Below are 15,526 nucleotides of genomic sequence, written 5' to 3'. Positions count from 1 at the left end.
CGCCGGCGCCGGGCGGCGAAGCCTACGCTGAGCACATGCCCCTCCTCCTCCCCGGATCCGCCGCGTGATCGACGTCGCCGAGCACCTCGCGACGATCCTCGAGGCGGTGCGGCCCCTCGACCCCGAGCCGCGCGACGTCGCCGCCGCGCGCGGCCGGGTGCTCCGGCATCCGGTCATGGCCGCCGTCGACGTGCCGGGCTTCGACTCCTCCGCGATGGACGGCTTCGCCGTGCGCGACCTCGACGCCCCGGCGACCCTGCGCGTGGTCGCCGACCTCCCCGCCGGCACCGACCTCGACCCGCGGATGGATGCCGGCGACGCCGCTCGCATCATGACCGGGGCGCCCGTGCCCACCGACGCCACCGCCGTCGTCCCGTTCGAAGACACCGCGCGCGGTCTCGACGGGGGCCTCGAGCCCGTCGACGTCGTCGTCGCCCCGCGGGCGCCGGGCGCGCACATCCGCCGCCGCGGCTCGGACGTGCGGGCGGGCGAACTCGTCGTCGAGGCCGGCGTGCGCCTGACCGCAGCGCGGATCGGCGCGATCGCGGCATCCGGTGTCGGCGTCGTCGAGGTCTCGCGCGCCGCCCGCGTGGCCGTGGTGTCGACCGGGTCGGAGCTCGTCGCGCCCGGCGCCGAGCTGCGTCGTGGGCGGATCCCGGAGTCGAACAGCGTGCTGCTCGCCGGCCTTGCCGAAGAGGCCGGGGCCGAGGTCGTGCTGCGCACGAGCGTCGACGACTCCGGCGACGGCCCGCGCCGCGCGATCGCCGCCGCCGAGGCCGCCGGCGCCGACGTCGTCGTCTTCTCGGGCGGCGTGAGCGCGGGCGCGTACGAGGTCGTGAAGAACACCCTCGGCGACCTCATGCGGTTCGACCGCGTGCGCATGCAGCCGGGCAAGCCCCAGGGCTTCGGGCGCGCCCCGGGCGGTCTGCTGCTCTTCGGGCTCCCGGGTAATCCCGTGAGCGCGGCGGTGTCGTTCGAGCTGTTCGTGCGCCCGGCGCTGCGCGCACTCGAGGGCGACGTCGAGCCGAGCCGTGCGCGTGTGCGGATCGCGCTCGCCGCCGGGTGGCGGGCGAGGGCCGACAAGACGCAATACGTCCCCGTGACGATCGACCGCAGCGATCCCGCGCGGTGGTGGGCGACGCCCACGGCCCGCGGCACCCGGGGATTCGGCACCGCCGAGGGGCTCGCGGTGATCCCGCCGACCGTGGCCGATCTCGTCGCGGGCGACACGGTGTCGGTGGCCCTGTGGTGAGCGTCGACGCGATCCTGCTCGCCGGTGGTCGCGGCTCACGGGTCGGAGGTGCGGTGAAGCCGCTCTTCGAGGTCGGGGGCTCGACGCTGCTCGCCGCCGCGGTCGCCGCGGTGCGAGCCGGCGGCGCGCGGCGCATCGTCGTCGTCGCACCGGTGCTCGACGCCTCCCTCGACGTGGAGTGGGTGCGCGAGGACCCGCCCTTCGGTGGTCCGGTCGCCGCCGCCGTCGCGGCGCTGGACACGGTGGATGCCGACGAGGTGTACGTCATCGCCTGTGACCTCGCCGCACCGGCTGCGCCCGTCGAGCGGCTCGCCGTCCCGCTGCCGCCCGGAACCGACGGGGCGTGTCTCGACGACGGCCGACGCCAGTGGCTCCTCGGCCGCTATCGCACCGCGGCGCTGCGGGCAGCGGCATCCGCTCTTCCCGATGCGGGGCGCGACGCCTCGATGCGCGCGTTGCTCGGGGGGCTGGCGATCGCATCGATCCCGGCCCCCGCGAGCGAGACGCACGACATCGACACGTGGGACGATCTCCGCAGAGCCCGAGGAGGAGCCATGACCGAGAACCGCACCCTGCCGCCCGAGGCGCTGAACGACTGGAGCGCCGCGCTCGCCGAACGCTTCGGCCTGGCCGACGGCGACATCCCCATCTCGCTCATCCTCGACCTCGCTCGCGACGTCGCGAACGGCGTCGCCCGCCCCGCCGCTCCGCTCAGCGCCTTCGTGGCCGGACTCGTCGCGGGCCGCACCGGCGGGACGCCCGCCGACACCGCGGCCGCCGTCGCCGCCGTTGTCGAGCTGGCGCGCGAGTGGGAGAGTCGCTGATCCGCGATGCCGGAGTGGCTCGCCGTCGTCCTCGGTGTGCTCGCCGGTCTCGTCATCCTGTGGCTGGCCCTCGTGGCGGTGCTGTGGGTGCAGCAGAAGCGCTCGGGCGGCGCGGTCGATTGGCGTGCCGTGCTGCGTCTGGCGCCCGACGTGATGCGACTGATCCGCCGGGTGGCGGCTGACCCGACGGTGCCCCGGGCGACGCGGTGGTGGCTGGGCGGACTGCTGGTGTATCTGCTGCTCCCGATCGACCTCATCCCCGACTTCCTGCCGGTGATCGGCTATGCCGACGACGCGATCGTGGTCGTGATCGCTCTGCGCTTCGCGATCCGGCACGCGGGGATGCCGGCGATCGAGCGGCACTGGCCGGGGACGCCGGAGGGGCTGCGAAGCGTGCTGACGCTGGTCGGCGCCGCGCGGTGAGGGTCAGGCCGCCGTCAGGACGTCGACGGCGAAGTCGTGCGCGATCGCGGCGAGACGCGAGCCGTTCGTCCACAGGCGCGAACACCCCGCGTGCTGGGCGATGGCGAGGTGCAGAGCGTCCGCCGTCCGCAGACCCGGGTTTCTCGCCCGCAGGCGCGCCGCGCTCAGATAGGCGTCGGGCCCGGCCGACAACATCTCGAAGCGCTCGAAGATGCTCCACATCCGCAGCTGCGGCTCGGCGTACCCGTCGCGCATCGGACCGACCATGGCTTCGAGCATGACGAGCGGACTCGCGGCCAGGGCGGAGTCCGTCTCGGCCAGCGCCTGGCGGGCCCGGTCGCCGAGCTCGTCGTCGCGCTCGACCGCGTAGATCACCAGGCAACTGTCGACGTAGATCACGCTCCGGCGACCCGGTTCTCGGCGATGATCTCCTCGATCTGCTCGACGGGTCGCGCCAGCTCCGGCGTCAACGGATTCTCTCGCAGCCACGTCGCGACGGCGGTCCCAGGTGGTTCCGCCGCGTCGAACGGAACGATCCGTGCCACCGGAACGCCGCGTCTCGCGATGGTGACTTCTGCTCCCGATTCGACGTCGGCGATCAGCCGCGACAGATTGTTGCGCGCCTCCAGGACGTTGTACATCATGGCCGCATCCTAGCCATGTACCTGGCTAGACCGACTCTACCGCCCCACGTATTCGCCCCTCGGGCGAAGCCGCATCGCGGGCTCGGCGTACTCCGCGGCGATGTGCGCGATCCACCCCGCGAGTCGGCCGACGACGAAGATCGTGCTCGCGGCGTCCTCGGGCAGACGGGCGGCGGATGCCAACGCGGCCAGCGCCAGATCCACGTTGGGCCGGAGGCGCGCCCGCGCGGCGACGACCTCCGAGAGCCGGTGCACGGCATCCATCGTCCCGGCCCCGTCGGGGAGAGCGGCGATGAACGGGAAGAGGGCGTCGGCGCGGTCGTCGACGTCGCGATAGAGCGGGTGGCCGAAGCCCGGGATGCCGTTGCCGTCCTGCAGTGCCTCGGCCAGGGCCCGCTCGGGGTCGAGGCCCCGCCGAACGCGCGTGAGCAGCCGTGCCGTGCGCGTGGCGGCGGAGATGTGCAGGGGGGAATCCGCCGCCCCGAGGGCGGCGCTGACGGCGGCGTATCCGTCGGCGCGCGCCGACGCGGCCACACGGGCGGCGAATGTTGAGACTGCGAGGTCGTGATCGATGAGCAGCACGAGAGCCGCGTTGACGGCGGGGCCGACGGATGCCGGGGCGTTCCACGCCCGGGCCAGCGACAGCGCGATGTCGTGGTCGGGGTCACCGCCGAGGGCGACCGGGAGACCGGTGAGCAGCGTCCACCCGATGCGGTGCAGCGTGGCCGGCGAGGCGTCGTGCCGCAGGGGATCGTCGGCGGCGAAGCCGGTGAGGGCGGCGCGCAGGCGGTCCATGGCGCCGGCGTGCGGCGGCAGTGCCGCCACCATTTCGCGCGCGCTCCCGATGGCGGGGTCGGGGGCATCGACGCGCTCGGCATCCCAGAGCCACGCGACGACCTCGGCGAACGGGCGGTCGACGAGATCGCGGGCGCGGCGACCGCGGTAGAGCAGCTCGTCGTCCTCGATGTCGGCGATGTCGGTGTGCACGACCCCCAGCGGCATGCCGGTGGTGGGGTGCGAGGGCGCCTGTGCGGCGGCGCGTCGCCTCCCGGTCGCGAAGGCCTCGACCTCGAGGGCGTCGAAGGTCGATCCGCGCGCGTCGCGCTCGCGGCCGAGCAGCCCGCGGGAGACGTAGGCGTACACCGTCTCGGGCTTGACGCCGAGTCGGGCGGCGGCTTGGGCGGCGGTGAGGCGGGGGAGGGGCGCTGGCATCTTGATCCGATCAACGTTGACGCTGTCGACGTCATGTTCGCACACTGAGCGCATGAGCGATCTGATCGAGGTGCCCCGCGGACTCAACGGCGTCGTGGCCGCCGAGACGGCCATCAGCGACGTCGACGGCACGGCCGGCTTTTACCAGTACCGCGGCCACTCCGCGGTCGACCTGGCCCGCACCCGCACCTTCGAGGACGTCTGGCACCTCCTCGTCGTCGGCGGGCTGCCCGATGACCCGGGCGCCTTCGCCGAGCGGATCGCCGCCGCGCAGGCGGACGACCGGATGCCGCCTCTGATCGCCGCCGTGCGGGAGCACAGCGATCACCCGCTCGCGGTGCTCCGCGCGGTGTGGACGCTGGCGGCATCCCTCCGCCGCTCCCCGGCGCTCTACGACCTCGACGAGTCCGGGAGGCTCGACGAGGCGATCGCGTTCGCCGCGATGGCGCCGCTCGCGCTCGCTCCGGCTGCGGAACGGATGCCGGCGGGCCGCGGCCTCGTGTCCGACTACCTCGAGCGTGTGTCCGGCGTCGTCCCCGATGACGTGCACGTGCGCGCCCTGTCGGCCTACCTCGTCGCGGCGATGGATCACGGCTTCAACGCCTCGACGTTCACGGCTCGGGTCGTCGCGTCGACCGGGGCCGACATGGCGGCGTGCCTGACCGCTGCGCTCGGGGCGCTGTCGGGACCGCTTCACGGGGGAGCTCCGGCGCGCGCCCTCGACAGCCTCGACGCCGCGGGCGCCGACCCCGGCGCGTGGATCGCGGGGGAGTTGTCGGCCGGACGACGACTCATGGGCTTCGGGCACGCGGTGTATCGCACGGCGGATCCACGGTCCGAGCTCCTGCGCGAGGTCGCGCGCGGTCTCGGCGGCGACCGGGTGCAGCAGGCGCTGGCGTTCCAGGCGGAGGCGGAGCGGCAGCTCGCCGCGCGGCATCCGGAGCGGCCCCTCCGGGCGAACGTCGAGTTCTTCGCCGCCGTCGTGATGGAGCAGTGCGGCATCCCCCGTGAGATGTTCACGCCGACCTTCGCCCTCGCCCGGACGATCGGCTGGACGGCGCACGTGCTCGAACAGGCGCGCGACCCGAAGATCATCCGGCCCTCGGCGCGGTACGTGGGGCCGGCTCTGATGCGCTGAGGAGGGGGCTCACGATCCCCCGGACGATCGGTCGGATGCCGCGGACGAACGGCCCGGCGCGAACCACGATCGCCCGCGAGCATCGGAGGATGACCACCACCGCTCCCGTTCCCACGCCCGTCGCCGGGCCGTCCACGATGCGTTACGGCGGACTGATCGTCGTCATGCTGCTGAGCTTCCTGCTCGTCACCGCCGAGTTCCTCCCCAACGGCGTGCTCACCGAGATGGCCGCCTCGCTCGGCGTCACCGCGGGTCAGGCCGGTCAGACGGTCACCGTCACCGCGCTCGCCGGGCTCCTGTTCGCCCCCACCGTGGGGTTGCTGCTGCCGCGTCTCGACCGACGCACGCTGCTGGTCGGCGCGGCCGCCTCGGCCACCGTCTCGAGCCTGGTCGTGGCGATCGCGCCGAGCCTGCCCGCGATCCTCGTCGCCCGTTTCCTGCTGGGAGCCGCGATCAGCGCGTTCTGGTCGATGTCGATCACGGTCGCCGCGCGCCTGTCGAGCCCCGACCGCATCGGACGGGCCATGATGTTCGGCTCCGCCGGCCTCTCCCTGGCCACGGTCGCGGGCGTCCCGATCGGGGTGGCCCTGAGCGAGGCGCTCGACTGGCGCCTGGCCTTCCTCCTCGTCGCCGTCGCGACCGCGGCCGTGGGCGTCGCGGTGCGCGTGGCGCTGCCCCCGGTGCCGCCGGCCGCGGCGTCGAGTCTCGGCATCCTGTTCGACACCCTCCGGCGTCCGGGCAACACGGGTGGCATGGCCGGGCACGTGCTCGTCGTGCTGGGGCACTTCGTCGCGTACACCTACGTGCGTCTCTCGCTCGAGCGCATCCCCGACGTCGACGCGGGCACGATCGTGCTGCTGCTCGCCCTCTTCGGCGTGGGCGGATTCGTCGGCAACATCCTCGTCGGCCTCGTCGTCGACCGCGCCTTCGCGCGTCTCGCCGTCGTCGGACCCCTCGCCATCGCCCTCGCGATCGCGGCCGTCATGCTGATGCCCGGGTCGCTCGCGGTCGTCGCGATCGCCGTCGCGGTCTGGGGCTTCTTCTTCTCGTCGTGGCTGATCATCGTCAACACGTGGGTCGGCCACCGCATGCCCGACCGCCTCGAGGCCGGCGGGAGCCTCGTCGTCACGGGGTTCCAGCTCGCGATCACCATCGCTGCAGGTGTGGGTGGCATCCTCGTCGACGCGACGAGCGTGCAGACGGTGGATGCCATCGGCATCGCGCTCCTCGTCATCGGCGCCGTGCTGTTCGGAGTGTCGGTGCGCGAGCGGCGGTCCGCTCGGCCCTGAGTCGCGGTGGAGCCGGGACCGCGAGGCGGGGTGCTCGGGGGTCGGGGCGCATTCCTGCGGCTACGGGGCGGGACGCTCGGGGTTCGGGGCGCATCCCTCCGTTCGGGGCGGCATTCTTCCGCCCCGAACGCCGGATCGCGGCCCGAACGCCGGGCATCGGGACCGCGTCCCGAACCGGGCCCGCGACCCGCAACCCCGCCGGGTCAGACCGCGAGCTCGCGCCGACCCGCCCGCCATGCCGACGGCGCGACGCCGACGTGGCGACGGAACGCCCGTCGGAAGCCTTCGTCGGAGGCGTAGCCCAGGGCCCGGGAGGTCTCGGAGACGCCGGTTCCGGCATCCAGCAGGTCTTTCGCCCGCCGCATGCGCACCTCGGTCACGTACGACGCGGGCGAGGTGCCGAACACCTGCCGGAACCGCGCCGCGAACACCGACCGCGACATGGCGCCCAGGGCCGCGAGCTGATCGATGCTCCACTCGCGTCCGGGCTCGTCGATCACCGCCGAGACCACCCGCGCGAGGAAGGGGTCGTCGGTGCGGGGCGGCCAGGTCTGCTCGTGCGCGGTCGCCGCCCACGCGCGCAGCGCTGACAGCAGCACCGTCGTGACCATGAGCTTGCAGATCGTGCCGTCGCCGCCGCGCGGGCTCTTGACCTCGGGTGCCGGGATGCCGAGGTGCGCGGCCAGTCCGGCGGCGGCGGGCTCGGCACGCGCGAAGTCGCTGACGAACACGACCGGCGGCAGTGCGCGGGTGTCGCTCGTGGGGGTGAGGGCGAGCGGCACGACGGTGACCTCGGCGCCGGACTGCGACGTCAAGGTGAGGGCGTGGCATCCGAGCGAGACGACGGCGTCACCCGTGAGGAGCGTGCGGTCGCCCGCGATCGCCGCCGCGGCGCCGGACGGGGCGTCGACCGCGCACGCCGATCGCTGCGAGGCGCGGCCGGTGAGCTCTCCGGCGAGCAGGTAGACCAGCGCCGCGTCGCCGCGTGCGAGGGTGAGCCGATCACCGGCCGCCAGACGTTGCCGCCGGGCGTGGCCGGGCGACACGTCGATGCGCGAGAAGGCGCGCTCGAGGGCGTGCGACGGTGTCATGTCACGGTCGAACCCGCCCCGAGGCCCGGGTATTCCACGGTGACGCCCACCTCACCCGACTGGCACCACGGAGCCGCCTGGCCGAGGATGGAGGCATGCGATCCCCCCGCCCGCTGCTTCTCGCCGCGCTCGTCGGAGCCGGCCTCGTCCTCTCCGCCTGCACCGGCCCGACGGCATCCGAGCCCGCTCCCGACGACGGCGCTCCGACCGCCTCGGCCGCCGCGAGCCCCGTCGCCACGGCGTCGGCATCGCCCGATACCGGGCCGGTCGAGGCCTTCCGGTCGTGGTGGAGCGCTGTGCGGGCGGCCGACACCGTCGCGGCGTGCGGCGCCCTGACCGACCCCCTGCAGCAGCGCATGATCCAGGAGTACAACGACGCGCTCGGCGCCGGCATCACCGACTGCACCACGTTGGTCACCCAGGCCTCGGCGATGTATGCCGCGACCGGAATGTGGGCCGACGTCGAGGTGCAGGTCGTCTCCCAGACGGCGACCGAGGCGGTCCTCGACGTGGCTTACGACAGCGGCGACTGCGGGACGGTGCACCTGGATCGCTCGAGCGGAGCGTGGATGCTGACTGAGCTCAGCCGGGAGTGCGCCGGCTGACGCGTCAGGTCAGCAGTTCGCTGAAGAACCCGATCGAGATCGAGAGCAGGCCCGCCGCGACCCCGGCGATGAAGCCGGCGGCGGCGAGTTCGCGCGCCATGCGCGCGTTGAGGCTCAGGATGCCGCACACGAACGACACCGCGGCGAGAACCCACATGCCGATCTGGATCCACGGCAGCTGGTCGATCTCGGCGACCGTGCGCGCTGTCGCGATGAACAGGTACCAGGCGATGACGATCACCCCCGTGACGATCGCGATGATCGAGACGGCCCTCAGGTCGCCCTTCGGGGTCGGGGGAGCGGGTGGCTCGTCGCGTGGCGGGACGCCGGTCGCCGGTTCGAGCGAATCGGGGAGATCGTCGTCTGCCATGCGTCGATCCTCCCAGGTCATCGCGCGGATCGGCGATGTCTTGTCAGGTGCGTGCGGCCGTGATCTCGCACATCGGCGGTGCTCTCACACCGGGCGGAGGTTCTGCGAGACCTCGGCGGGTCGGCGAGCTCGGGGCCTCGACGCCGTGCCGTCGCCCCCGGCGTGACCTAGGCTTCTCCCGATGAGAACCGTCGGAGTCGACCTCGCCGCGGGAGCGCCCGGCACCGCGCTCGCCGAGATCACCTGGACGCGGGATCGTGCCGTGCTCGAGCGCCTCGACATCGGGATGACGGATGCCGACATCGTGGCATCCGTCCGCTCCGGCGAGGCGTGGCTCGGCGTCGACTGCCCGCTCGGCTGGCCCGACGCGTTCGTCGACTTCATCGGTGCGCACCATGCCGCCACCGATCCGCTGCTCGGACCGGTCGAGGGCCACGCCGACTGGCGTCGGCCGCTCGTCTACCGCCACACCGACCACGTCGTGCGCGAGCGCATCGGGCGCTGGCCCCTGAGCGTCTCGACCGACCGGCTCGGCGTCACGGCCCTGCGCGGTGCGGGTCTGCTCCGCCGACTCGCCGCCGTGGGATTCCCCGTCGACCGCGCCGCCGAGGGGCGCCTCTTCGAGGTCTACCCCGGCGGCTCGCTGCGGCTGTGGGACTTCGACACCGCGGGATACCGGGTGGATGCCGCCCGCCGGGCGATCCTCCTCGATGCGGTGCGCGAGCGAGCGCCGTGGTTCGATATCGGCGATTTCGCCGCGCTGGCGATCCGCAAGGCGGACGCCTTCGACGCCGTCATCGCCGCCCTCGCGACCCGCGCCGGGGCGCTCGGGCGGTTCTCGCCCCCGGCACCCGACATGCTCGCCGTGGCGCGGCGGGAGGGATGGGTCGTGCTGCCCGACGGGCCGCCGGAGGGTTTGATCGACGGTCTCTCAAGCAAAGGCTAGACATCTAGCCTTTGCTTACGAGGGCGAAGTCCCCGGACGTCAGGCCCCGGACAGGCTCGCGATCAGCCCCTCGACGCGGCCCTTGATCTCGTCGCGGATGCGGCGGACGGCATCCAGGTCCTGCCCCGCGGGGTCGTCGAGTTCCCAGTCCTCGTAGCGCTTGCCGGGGAAGATGGGGCACGCGTCGCCGCAGCCCATCGTGATGACGGCGTCGGAGGTCTTGACCGCGTCGACGGTGAGGATCTTCGGCTCGTTGGCCGAGATGTCGATGCCCTCTTCGGCCATCGCGGCGATCGCCATCGGGTTGATCGAGTCCTTCGGCGCGGATCCGGCCGAGAGCACATCGATGCGGTCGCCGGCGAGCTCTTGCAGATAGCCGGCGGCCATCTGCGAGCGTCCGGCGTTGTGGACGCAGACGAAGAGGACGGTGGGGCGGGTCATGATCTCGTCATCCTTCTCGGTCGAGGTGAACGGTTGGTGTCGTACGGGCGGAAGGGTCACTCGCGCCCGTTCATCGCACTGCGGCGTTCGATCAGCACGGTGTCGCGCCACTGCCCGGCCCACGGGCCCACCGACGATCGTGCGATGCGCTCGCGTCGTCCGATCTCGCGGAAACCGAGGCTCTCGTGCAGGCGGAGGGATGCCACGTTCTCGGGGAACACGCTCGACTGGATCGTCCACACCCCGTTCATCTCGGCCGTGGCGATGAACGCGCGCAGCAGAGCGGCGCCGAGTCCGCGACCGTGTGCGCGTCCGGCGACGTAGACGGAATGCTCGACGACACCCCGATAGGCGGCGCGCGTCGACACGGGCGACGCCGCCACCCATCCGACGACGGCGTGCGTGTCGTCGACGGCGACCAGTCGTCCGAACCGCGTCTTGGCCTGATCGAACGCGTCCCACGTCGGCGTCTCGCTCTCGAAGGTCGCGTTGCCACCCGCGATGCCCTCGCGGTAGATGTCCTCCACCGCCGCCCAGTCCGCGCGTTCCAGCGCCCGCACGAGTGTCATGTCAGCAGCACCCGCCGGCATCCGTCGAGCACACGCCCGTGGCCGGCAGTGTCAGCTCGACGCGGGAGGCCGAGGCGAGGTCGCCGGCGAGCCAGGCCGTGATCGAGCGCACCTGTTCGTATCCCGTGGCGAGGAGGAACGTGGGCGCCCGACCGTACGACTTCATCCCGACGAGGAAGAAGCCGTGCTCGGGGTGCGTCAGCTCGCGGAAGCCGTGCGGTTCGACCGTGCCGCACGAGTGCACGTTGGGGTCGATGAGCGGGGCGAGCAGCCGCGGCGCCTCGACGACGGCATCCAGGTCGGTACGGATCTCGCGCAGGGGCGCGAGGTCGGGGCGGAACCCCGTCGCGTTCACGACGATGTCGGCGGTGACCTCGGCGGGATCGCCGCTGCGCGATCCGAAGAGGCGGATGCCGTGCGGCAGCGCCTCGACGCGGCCGATCTCGAAGGAGTCGACCTTCTCGACGGCGCCGGTCTCGACGTACCGGTCGACGCGTGCGCCGAGCTGCGCGCGACCGATCAGCTCGTCGTCCACGGAGGAGGACACGCGCACGGCGCCCGCGTTGCGGATGAGCCAGGTGACACGGGTGCCGGGGGCGTCGCGCTGGAGGCGGACGAGCGAGATGAGCGTGTTCGCGGCGGAGTGACCGGCGCCGACGACGACGGTGTGCTGACCGGCGAAGCGTTCGCGCTCGCGGCCGAGCACGTCGGGCAGGGCGTGCGAGATGCGCGCGTCGTCGATGGCGGGCAGACCCGTCGACAGGAGCGAGTTGGGCGTGTCGTACGTGCCCGAGGCGTCGAGCACGGCCCGGCCGAGGATCTCCCCCTCGGTGGTGTGCACGAGGAACGGCGTGTTCTCGCGGTCGGCGGAACGGGTGCGATCCATCCCCTGGCGGGCGACACCGGTCACGCGGGCGCCGTAGCGCACGTGGGCCGCGATCCGGGGCAGCGCGGCGAGGGGCCGGAGGTAGTCGTCGATGAGCTCGCGGCCCGAGGGCGCGCGCCCCGCGGCCGGCATCGTCCAGCCCGTGGCCTCGAGCAGGCGGCGGGCGACCGGGTCGACGACCTCGCGCCAGGCCGAGAACAGGCGGGTGTGGCCCCACCGCTGCACCGCGGCGGCGGGACCGGATGCCGCCTCCAGCACGGTGAAGGCGATGCCGCGGTCGGCGAGGTGGGCGGCGGCGGCCAGGCCCACCGGACCCGCCCCGATGATGACGACAGGGAGGGTCGCGAGGCGGTCGGTCACGCGCGGTCGCGGCGTGAGGGTGAGCGTCGACATGGGGCTCCTCGTGCATCGATGGCTGTCGATGCCTTATCGTGCCCCTAAATATCGACGGATGTCAATATCGACTACTGTCGATGCATGACCTCGCTGCCGCTCGTGGAGTCCACCGCCTGCTGCGTGTCCTCGGGGGGCGCGCCGATGTCGGTCGACGACGCCGAGGGGCTCGCCAGGCGGTTGAAGGCCCTCAGCGACCCGACGCGGCTGCGCCTGCTGTCGATCGTCGCGGGCGCCACCGAGCAGGAGGCGTGCGTGTGCGACCTCACGGATCCGGTCGGCCTCTCGCAGCCCACAGTCTCGCACCATCTGAAGGTCCTGACGGAAGCGGGGTTCCTCTCGCGCTCGAAGCGCGGAACCTGGGCCTACTACCGGCTCGTCCCCGGCGCGCTCGACACCGTCGCGGGGGTGCTGTCGCGGCAGTTCGCGGCGGTGCCCCCGACGCGCTGACGCGCGGGCGCCGCTTCGCTGCGTCGACCGGGGCGACGCAGTGCGGTGAGTGATCCCACCCAGCCGCCCGACCCTTTCGCCGAGACGGCTCTTGTCCTCACGACGACCCCGCGCTAACGTGCAACCAAATGGTTGAACAACAGACCGACGCCGACATCGACCGGGTGTTCCACGCCCTCGCCGATGCCACGCGGCGCGACATCGTGCGGCGCACGCTCGTCGCCGAGCAGTCGGTGACGCAGCTTGCCGCGGCGTACGCGATGTCGTTCGCGGCGGTGTCGAAGCACATCGCCGTGCTCGCCGAGGCGCGGCTCATCACCAAGCGCGCGGAGGGGAGGGTGCGACTCGTGCGTGCCGACCCCGCCATGATCGCCCGGGCCCAGCGGCTGCTCCGCTCGTACGAAGACCTGTGGCGCGGGCGCATCGACCGGCTCGACGCGTTGCTCGACGCGGACCCGGGTGCCACGGCATCCCCCGTCGACTCGTCCGCTGTCCGGGCGCCTCGAGCGGGCGACGCAGCCCCGCACCGCGGGACGTCCGCGCCCGCGGCGTCCAGCCCCCCGCCCGACACCCCCACGCCCTGAACCGACGAAGGAGTACGTCCATGCCCGTCACGTCCGTCGAGAGCGACACCGAGGCGCTCACCATGACCCTGGTCGCCGACTTCCGGGTCGGCCCCGAGCGGGTGTGGGCCGCGTTCACCGACCCGCGCCAGCTCGAGCGCTTCTGGGGTCCTCCGGGGTGGCCGGCGACGTTCACGTCGTTCGCGTTCGAGGCGGGTGGGCGCGCCCGGTACGAGATGCGCAGCGCCGGCGGCGAGGTCGCGCGTGGAAGCTGGCGGTTCGTCGACATCGAGGCTCCGCGCGGGTTCGAGGTCGTGGACTCCTTCGTCGACGAAGAAGGCGAGGCCATCCCCGGGATGCCGTCGATGCGCATGACCTTCGCGTTCGAGGCCACCGAGGCCGGCGCCCGCCTCACGAACGTCACGTACTTCGACTCGCTCGAGGCCCTCGAGCAGCTCACCGCCATGGGCGCCGTCGAGGGGGCGACCCTCGCGATGAACCAGCTCGACGCGGTGCTGCAGGGGCTGCGGGAGTTCGCCCAGGGCAAGGGCACGCAGCTCGAGATCCTCGACGACCAGCACGTGCGCATCACCCGGCTCATCGAGGGACCGCGCGCACTCGTGTGGCGCGCGCACCTCGATCCCGACCTCATGCGGCGCTGGATGCTCGGCCCCGACGGCTGGCGCATGTCGGTCAGCGAGGTCGACGGCGTCGAGGGAGGCCGCTACCGCATCGCGTGGGAGCCCGAGCCCGGCACCGAGGGCGAAGCGTTCGGCTTCGACGGCGAGATCCTGCTGCTCGACGAGCCGCGGCGCATGGTGCAGACCGAGCACATGACCGGCACCGACCTGCCGACCACGGTCAACGACCTGTCGCTCTACGAAGAGGACGGCGCCACCCTCGTCACTCTGCTGATCGAGTATCCAGATGCCGCCACTCGCGACGCCGTGCTCGCCACGGGCATGGTCGACGGCATGGAGGAGAGCTTCCAGCGGATGGAGCGCGTGGTCGTGGGGTGAGCGCACGGATGCCGCGGCGTCGGGGCCGCGGCATCCTGCACTCCGGCGCGCGCGATCAGCTCGTGATGTACCCGTTCGGGTTGAGCACGTACTTGCGCGGGGCGCCCTTGTCGAAGTCGGCGTAACCCTGCGGGGCGTCGTCGAGGCTGATGGGCGTGGCGTTGACGGCCTTCGCGATCTGCACCTTGTCGTGCAGGATCGCCATCATCAGTTGCCGGTTGTACTTCATCACCGGGCACTGACCCGTGGTGAACGACAGCGACTTCGCCCAACCGAGGCCCAGGCGCAGCGACAGCGAGCCGACTTTCGCCGCTTCGTCGACGCCGCCCGGGTCGCCGGTCACGTACAGACCCGGGATGCCGAGGGCCCCACCGGCCGCGGTAATGTCGAACAGCGAGTTGAGCACCGTCGCCGGGGCCTCGTGCGACGAATCGGAGCCGTGGCCGCGGGCTTCGAAGCCGACCGCGTCGACCGCGGCATCCACTTCGGGGGTGCCGAGGATCTGCTCGATCTGGTCGCGCGGATCGCCCTTCGACACATCGACGCTCTCGAAGCCGAGGGAGCGGACCTGTTCGAGGCGCTCGGCGTTGAGGTCGCCGACGAGCACGGCAGCCGCGCCCAGCAGCTGCGCGCCCACGGCCGCCGCGATGCCGACCGGACCCGCGCCGGCGATGTAGACCGTCGAACCCGGACGCACGCCCGCGGTGTACGCGCCGTGGAAGCCGGTGGGGAAGATGTCGGACAGCATCGTCAGGTCGAGGATCTTCTCGAGCGCCTGCTCGCGGTCGGGGAAGACGAGCAGGTTCCAGTCGGCGTACGGCACGAGCACGTACTCCGCCTGCCCGCCCACCCAGCCGCCCATGTCGACGTAGCCGTAGGCGCTGCCGGGGCGGTCGGGGTTCACGTTGAGGCAGATGCCGGTCTTGCCCTCCTTGCAGTTGCGACACCGCCCGCAGGCGATGTTGAACGGCACCGAGACGATGTCGCCGACCTTGACGAACTCGACGTCGGGACCGACCTCGATCACCTCGCCGGTGATCTCGTGCCCGAGCACCAGACCGGCCGGAGCGGTGGTGCGACCGCGCACCATGTGCTGGTCGGAGCCGCAGATGTTGGTGGAGACGGTGCGCAGGATCGCGCCGTGGGGGACCTTTCGGCCGACGTTCGCGGGGTTTACGCCCGGACCGTCCTTGAGCTCGAACTCCGGATACGGGGTGTCGATGACCTCCACCACGCCGGGTTCTTTGTACGCCACTGCCTTGTTGCCGGACATCATCGTCCTCTCCGGCCGGGCGCCCGCCCAGCCTGGTCGTGTCCTGCGGGGCGGGGCCCGCAGACCCGTCCGATCGCGACGGGCAATCTCGGATCACGTTCGTCGCGAGCGGATGCCTTCAGCCAAACTCGCAGGCCC

Annotated in this window: 19 protein-coding genes; 10 read left to right on the top strand and 9 right to left on the bottom strand. The window is 72.7% G+C overall.

The genetic code is table 11. From position 1 onward, the window contains the following. The first annotated feature begins 64 nt into the window (after nucleotides 1-64). From RWH45_RS06160 to RWH45_RS06150, 3 genes are read left to right on the top strand one after another with little or no spacing between them, the layout of a single operon-like run. Nucleotides 65-1,252, top strand: a complete 1,188-nt coding sequence (locus RWH45_RS06160) for a molybdopterin molybdotransferase MoeA (RefSeq protein WP_315994000.1) — start codon at nucleotides 65-67, stop codon at nucleotides 1,250-1,252. Further along, nucleotides 1,246-2,076, top strand: a complete 831-nt coding sequence (locus RWH45_RS06155; protein ID WP_315993999.1) for a DUF6457 domain-containing protein — start codon at nucleotides 1,246-1,248, stop codon at nucleotides 2,074-2,076. The genes RWH45_RS06160 and RWH45_RS06155 overlap by 7 nt, the downstream gene beginning before the upstream one ends. Before the next feature lie 6 nt (nucleotides 2,077-2,082). Beyond that, nucleotides 2,083-2,499, top strand: a complete 417-nt coding sequence (locus RWH45_RS06150) for a YkvA family protein (RefSeq protein WP_315993998.1) — start codon at nucleotides 2,083-2,085, stop codon at nucleotides 2,497-2,499. Nucleotides 2,500-2,502: 3 nt separating this feature from the next. On the opposite strand, the gene RWH45_RS06145 is transcribed toward RWH45_RS06150, so the two are convergent. From RWH45_RS06145 to RWH45_RS06135, 3 genes are read right to left on the bottom strand one after another with little or no spacing between them, the layout of a single operon-like run. Beyond that, entirely contained in the window at nucleotides 2,503-2,898 is a 396-nt protein-coding gene (locus tag RWH45_RS06145) for a type II toxin-antitoxin system VapC family toxin (RefSeq protein WP_315993997.1), read from the bottom strand. Next, nucleotides 2,895-3,143, bottom strand: a complete 249-nt coding sequence (locus RWH45_RS06140) for a type II toxin-antitoxin system Phd/YefM family antitoxin (RefSeq protein WP_315993996.1) — start codon at nucleotides 3,141-3,143, stop codon at nucleotides 2,895-2,897. Before RWH45_RS06140 ends, RWH45_RS06145 begins: the two co-directional genes overlap by 4 nt. 36 nt (nucleotides 3,144-3,179) lie before the next feature. Then, complete coding sequence (locus RWH45_RS06135) at nucleotides 3,180-4,355, bottom strand: citrate synthase (protein ID WP_315993995.1); 1,176 nt, start codon at nucleotides 4,353-4,355, stop codon at nucleotides 3,180-3,182. 52 nt (nucleotides 4,356-4,407) lie between these two features. On the opposite strand from RWH45_RS06135, the gene RWH45_RS06130 reads away from it, so the two are divergent. Both RWH45_RS06130 and RWH45_RS06125 read left to right on the top strand, forming a co-directional pair. Further along, entirely contained in the window at nucleotides 4,408-5,493 is a 1,086-nt protein-coding gene (locus RWH45_RS06130; RefSeq protein WP_315993994.1) for a citrate/2-methylcitrate synthase, read from the top strand. Nucleotides 5,494-5,582: 89 nt separating this feature from the next. Then, nucleotides 5,583-6,782, top strand: coding sequence for an MFS transporter (locus tag RWH45_RS06125; protein ID WP_315993993.1), 1,200 nt, complete (start codon nucleotides 5,583-5,585; stop codon nucleotides 6,780-6,782). A gap of 203 nt (nucleotides 6,783-6,985) precedes the next feature. On the opposite strand, the gene RWH45_RS06120 is transcribed toward RWH45_RS06125, so the two are convergent. Continuing rightward, nucleotides 6,986-7,873, bottom strand: a complete 888-nt coding sequence (locus RWH45_RS06120; protein ID WP_315993992.1) for a helix-turn-helix transcriptional regulator — start codon at nucleotides 7,871-7,873, stop codon at nucleotides 6,986-6,988. A 95-nt stretch (nucleotides 7,874-7,968) separates the two neighbouring features. On the opposite strand from RWH45_RS06120, the gene RWH45_RS06115 reads away from it, so the two are divergent. Continuing rightward, complete coding sequence (locus tag RWH45_RS06115; RefSeq protein WP_315993991.1) at nucleotides 7,969-8,478, top strand: hypothetical protein; 510 nt, start codon at nucleotides 7,969-7,971, stop codon at nucleotides 8,476-8,478. A 4-nt stretch (nucleotides 8,479-8,482) separates the two neighbouring features. Here the strand turns inward: RWH45_RS06115 and RWH45_RS06110 are convergent, their stop codons facing one another. After that, the gene (locus tag RWH45_RS06110; protein WP_315993990.1) at nucleotides 8,483-8,848 is read right to left on the bottom strand and encodes a hypothetical protein; all 366 of its coding nucleotides are present in this window, start codon (nucleotides 8,846-8,848) and stop codon (nucleotides 8,483-8,485) included. A gap of 181 nt (nucleotides 8,849-9,029) precedes the next feature. On the opposite strand from RWH45_RS06110, the gene RWH45_RS06105 reads away from it, so the two are divergent. Beyond that, complete coding sequence (locus RWH45_RS06105; protein WP_315993989.1) at nucleotides 9,030-9,794, top strand: DUF429 domain-containing protein; 765 nt, start codon at nucleotides 9,030-9,032, stop codon at nucleotides 9,792-9,794. Between the two features lie 39 nt (nucleotides 9,795-9,833). On the opposite strand, the gene RWH45_RS06100 is transcribed toward RWH45_RS06105, so the two are convergent. The 3 genes from RWH45_RS06100 to RWH45_RS06090 are packed head-to-tail and all read right to left on the bottom strand — an operon-like array spanning nucleotide 9,834 to nucleotide 12,083. Further along, nucleotides 9,834-10,235, bottom strand: a complete 402-nt coding sequence (locus tag RWH45_RS06100) for an arsenate reductase ArsC (protein ID WP_315993988.1) — start codon at nucleotides 10,233-10,235, stop codon at nucleotides 9,834-9,836. A 56-nt stretch (nucleotides 10,236-10,291) separates the two neighbouring features. Continuing rightward, entirely contained in the window at nucleotides 10,292-10,804 is a 513-nt protein-coding gene (locus tag RWH45_RS06095) for a GNAT family N-acetyltransferase (RefSeq protein WP_315993987.1), read from the bottom strand. 1 nt (nucleotide 10,805) lies between these two features. Then, nucleotides 10,806-12,083, bottom strand: coding sequence for an NAD(P)-binding domain-containing protein (locus RWH45_RS06090; RefSeq protein ID WP_315993986.1), 1,278 nt, complete (start codon nucleotides 12,081-12,083; stop codon nucleotides 10,806-10,808). Between the two features lie 84 nt (nucleotides 12,084-12,167). Between RWH45_RS06090 and RWH45_RS06085 the strand changes: the two genes are divergently transcribed. The 3 genes from RWH45_RS06085 to RWH45_RS06075 all read left to right on the top strand — a co-directional run bounded on the left by RWH45_RS06085 (nucleotide 12,168) and on the right by RWH45_RS06075 (nucleotide 14,115). After that, on the top strand, nucleotides 12,168-12,533 hold the full coding sequence (locus RWH45_RS06085; protein WP_315993985.1) for an ArsR/SmtB family transcription factor: 366 nt from the start codon (nucleotides 12,168-12,170) through the stop codon (nucleotides 12,531-12,533). A gap of 128 nt (nucleotides 12,534-12,661) precedes the next feature. Beyond that, nucleotides 12,662-13,117, top strand: a complete 456-nt coding sequence (locus RWH45_RS06080; protein WP_315993984.1) for an ArsR/SmtB family transcription factor — start codon at nucleotides 12,662-12,664, stop codon at nucleotides 13,115-13,117. A 20-nt stretch (nucleotides 13,118-13,137) separates the two neighbouring features. Continuing rightward, complete coding sequence (locus tag RWH45_RS06075; RefSeq protein WP_315993983.1) at nucleotides 13,138-14,115, top strand: SRPBCC family protein; 978 nt, start codon at nucleotides 13,138-13,140, stop codon at nucleotides 14,113-14,115. A gap of 55 nt (nucleotides 14,116-14,170) precedes the next feature. On the opposite strand, the gene fdhA is transcribed toward RWH45_RS06075, so the two are convergent. Next, entirely contained in the window at nucleotides 14,171-15,388 is a 1,218-nt protein-coding gene (fdhA, locus tag RWH45_RS06070; protein ID WP_315993982.1) for a formaldehyde dehydrogenase, glutathione-independent, read from the bottom strand. Between the last annotated feature and the right edge of the window lie 138 nt (nucleotides 15,389-15,526).

Source organism: Microbacterium galbum (genome assembly GCF_032464915.1).
GTDB lineage: Bacteria > Actinomycetota > Actinomycetes > Actinomycetales > Microbacteriaceae > Microbacterium > Microbacterium galbum.
This window is presented reverse-complemented; position numbering and strand designations above follow the sequence as displayed.

Bases quoted from the DNA above. Each gene is read 5' to 3' on its own strand.
- RWH45_RS06150 (WP_315993998.1), top strand. From the start codon at position 2,083: ATGCCGGAGTGGCTCGCCGTCGTCCTCGGTGTGCTCGCCGGTCTCGTC.
- RWH45_RS06140 (WP_315993996.1), bottom strand. From the start codon at position 3,143: ATGATGTACAACGTCCTGGAGGCGCGCAACAATCTGTCGCGGCTGATC.
- RWH45_RS06135 (WP_315993995.1), bottom strand. From the start codon at position 4,355: ATGCCAGCGCCCCTCCCCCGCCTCACCGCCGCCCAAGCCGCCGCCCGA.
- RWH45_RS06130 (WP_315993994.1), top strand. From the start codon at position 4,408: ATGAGCGATCTGATCGAGGTGCCCCGCGGACTCAACGGCGTCGTGGCC.
- RWH45_RS06125 (WP_315993993.1), top strand. From the start codon at position 5,583: ATGACCACCACCGCTCCCGTTCCCACGCCCGTCGCCGGGCCGTCCACG.
- RWH45_RS06120 (WP_315993992.1), bottom strand. From the start codon at position 7,873: ATGACACCGTCGCACGCCCTCGAGCGCGCCTTCTCGCGCATCGACGTG.
- RWH45_RS06115 (WP_315993991.1), top strand. From the start codon at position 7,969: ATGCGATCCCCCCGCCCGCTGCTTCTCGCCGCGCTCGTCGGAGCCGGC.
- RWH45_RS06110 (WP_315993990.1), bottom strand. From the start codon at position 8,848: ATGGCAGACGACGATCTCCCCGATTCGCTCGAACCGGCGACCGGCGTC.
- RWH45_RS06105 (WP_315993989.1), top strand. From the start codon at position 9,030: ATGAGAACCGTCGGAGTCGACCTCGCCGCGGGAGCGCCCGGCACCGCG.
- RWH45_RS06100 (WP_315993988.1), bottom strand. From the start codon at position 10,235: ATGACCCGCCCCACCGTCCTCTTCGTCTGCGTCCACAACGCCGGACGC.
- RWH45_RS06095 (WP_315993987.1), bottom strand. From the start codon at position 10,804: ATGACACTCGTGCGGGCGCTGGAACGCGCGGACTGGGCGGCGGTGGAG.
- RWH45_RS06090 (WP_315993986.1), bottom strand. From the start codon at position 12,083: ATGTCGACGCTCACCCTCACGCCGCGACCGCGCGTGACCGACCGCCTC.
- RWH45_RS06085 (WP_315993985.1), top strand. From the start codon at position 12,168: ATGACCTCGCTGCCGCTCGTGGAGTCCACCGCCTGCTGCGTGTCCTCG.
- RWH45_RS06080 (WP_315993984.1), top strand. From the start codon at position 12,662: ATGGTTGAACAACAGACCGACGCCGACATCGACCGGGTGTTCCACGCC.
- RWH45_RS06075 (WP_315993983.1), top strand. From the start codon at position 13,138: ATGCCCGTCACGTCCGTCGAGAGCGACACCGAGGCGCTCACCATGACC.
- fdhA (WP_315993982.1), bottom strand. From the start codon at position 15,388: ATGTCCGGCAACAAGGCAGTGGCGTACAAAGAACCCGGCGTGGTGGAG.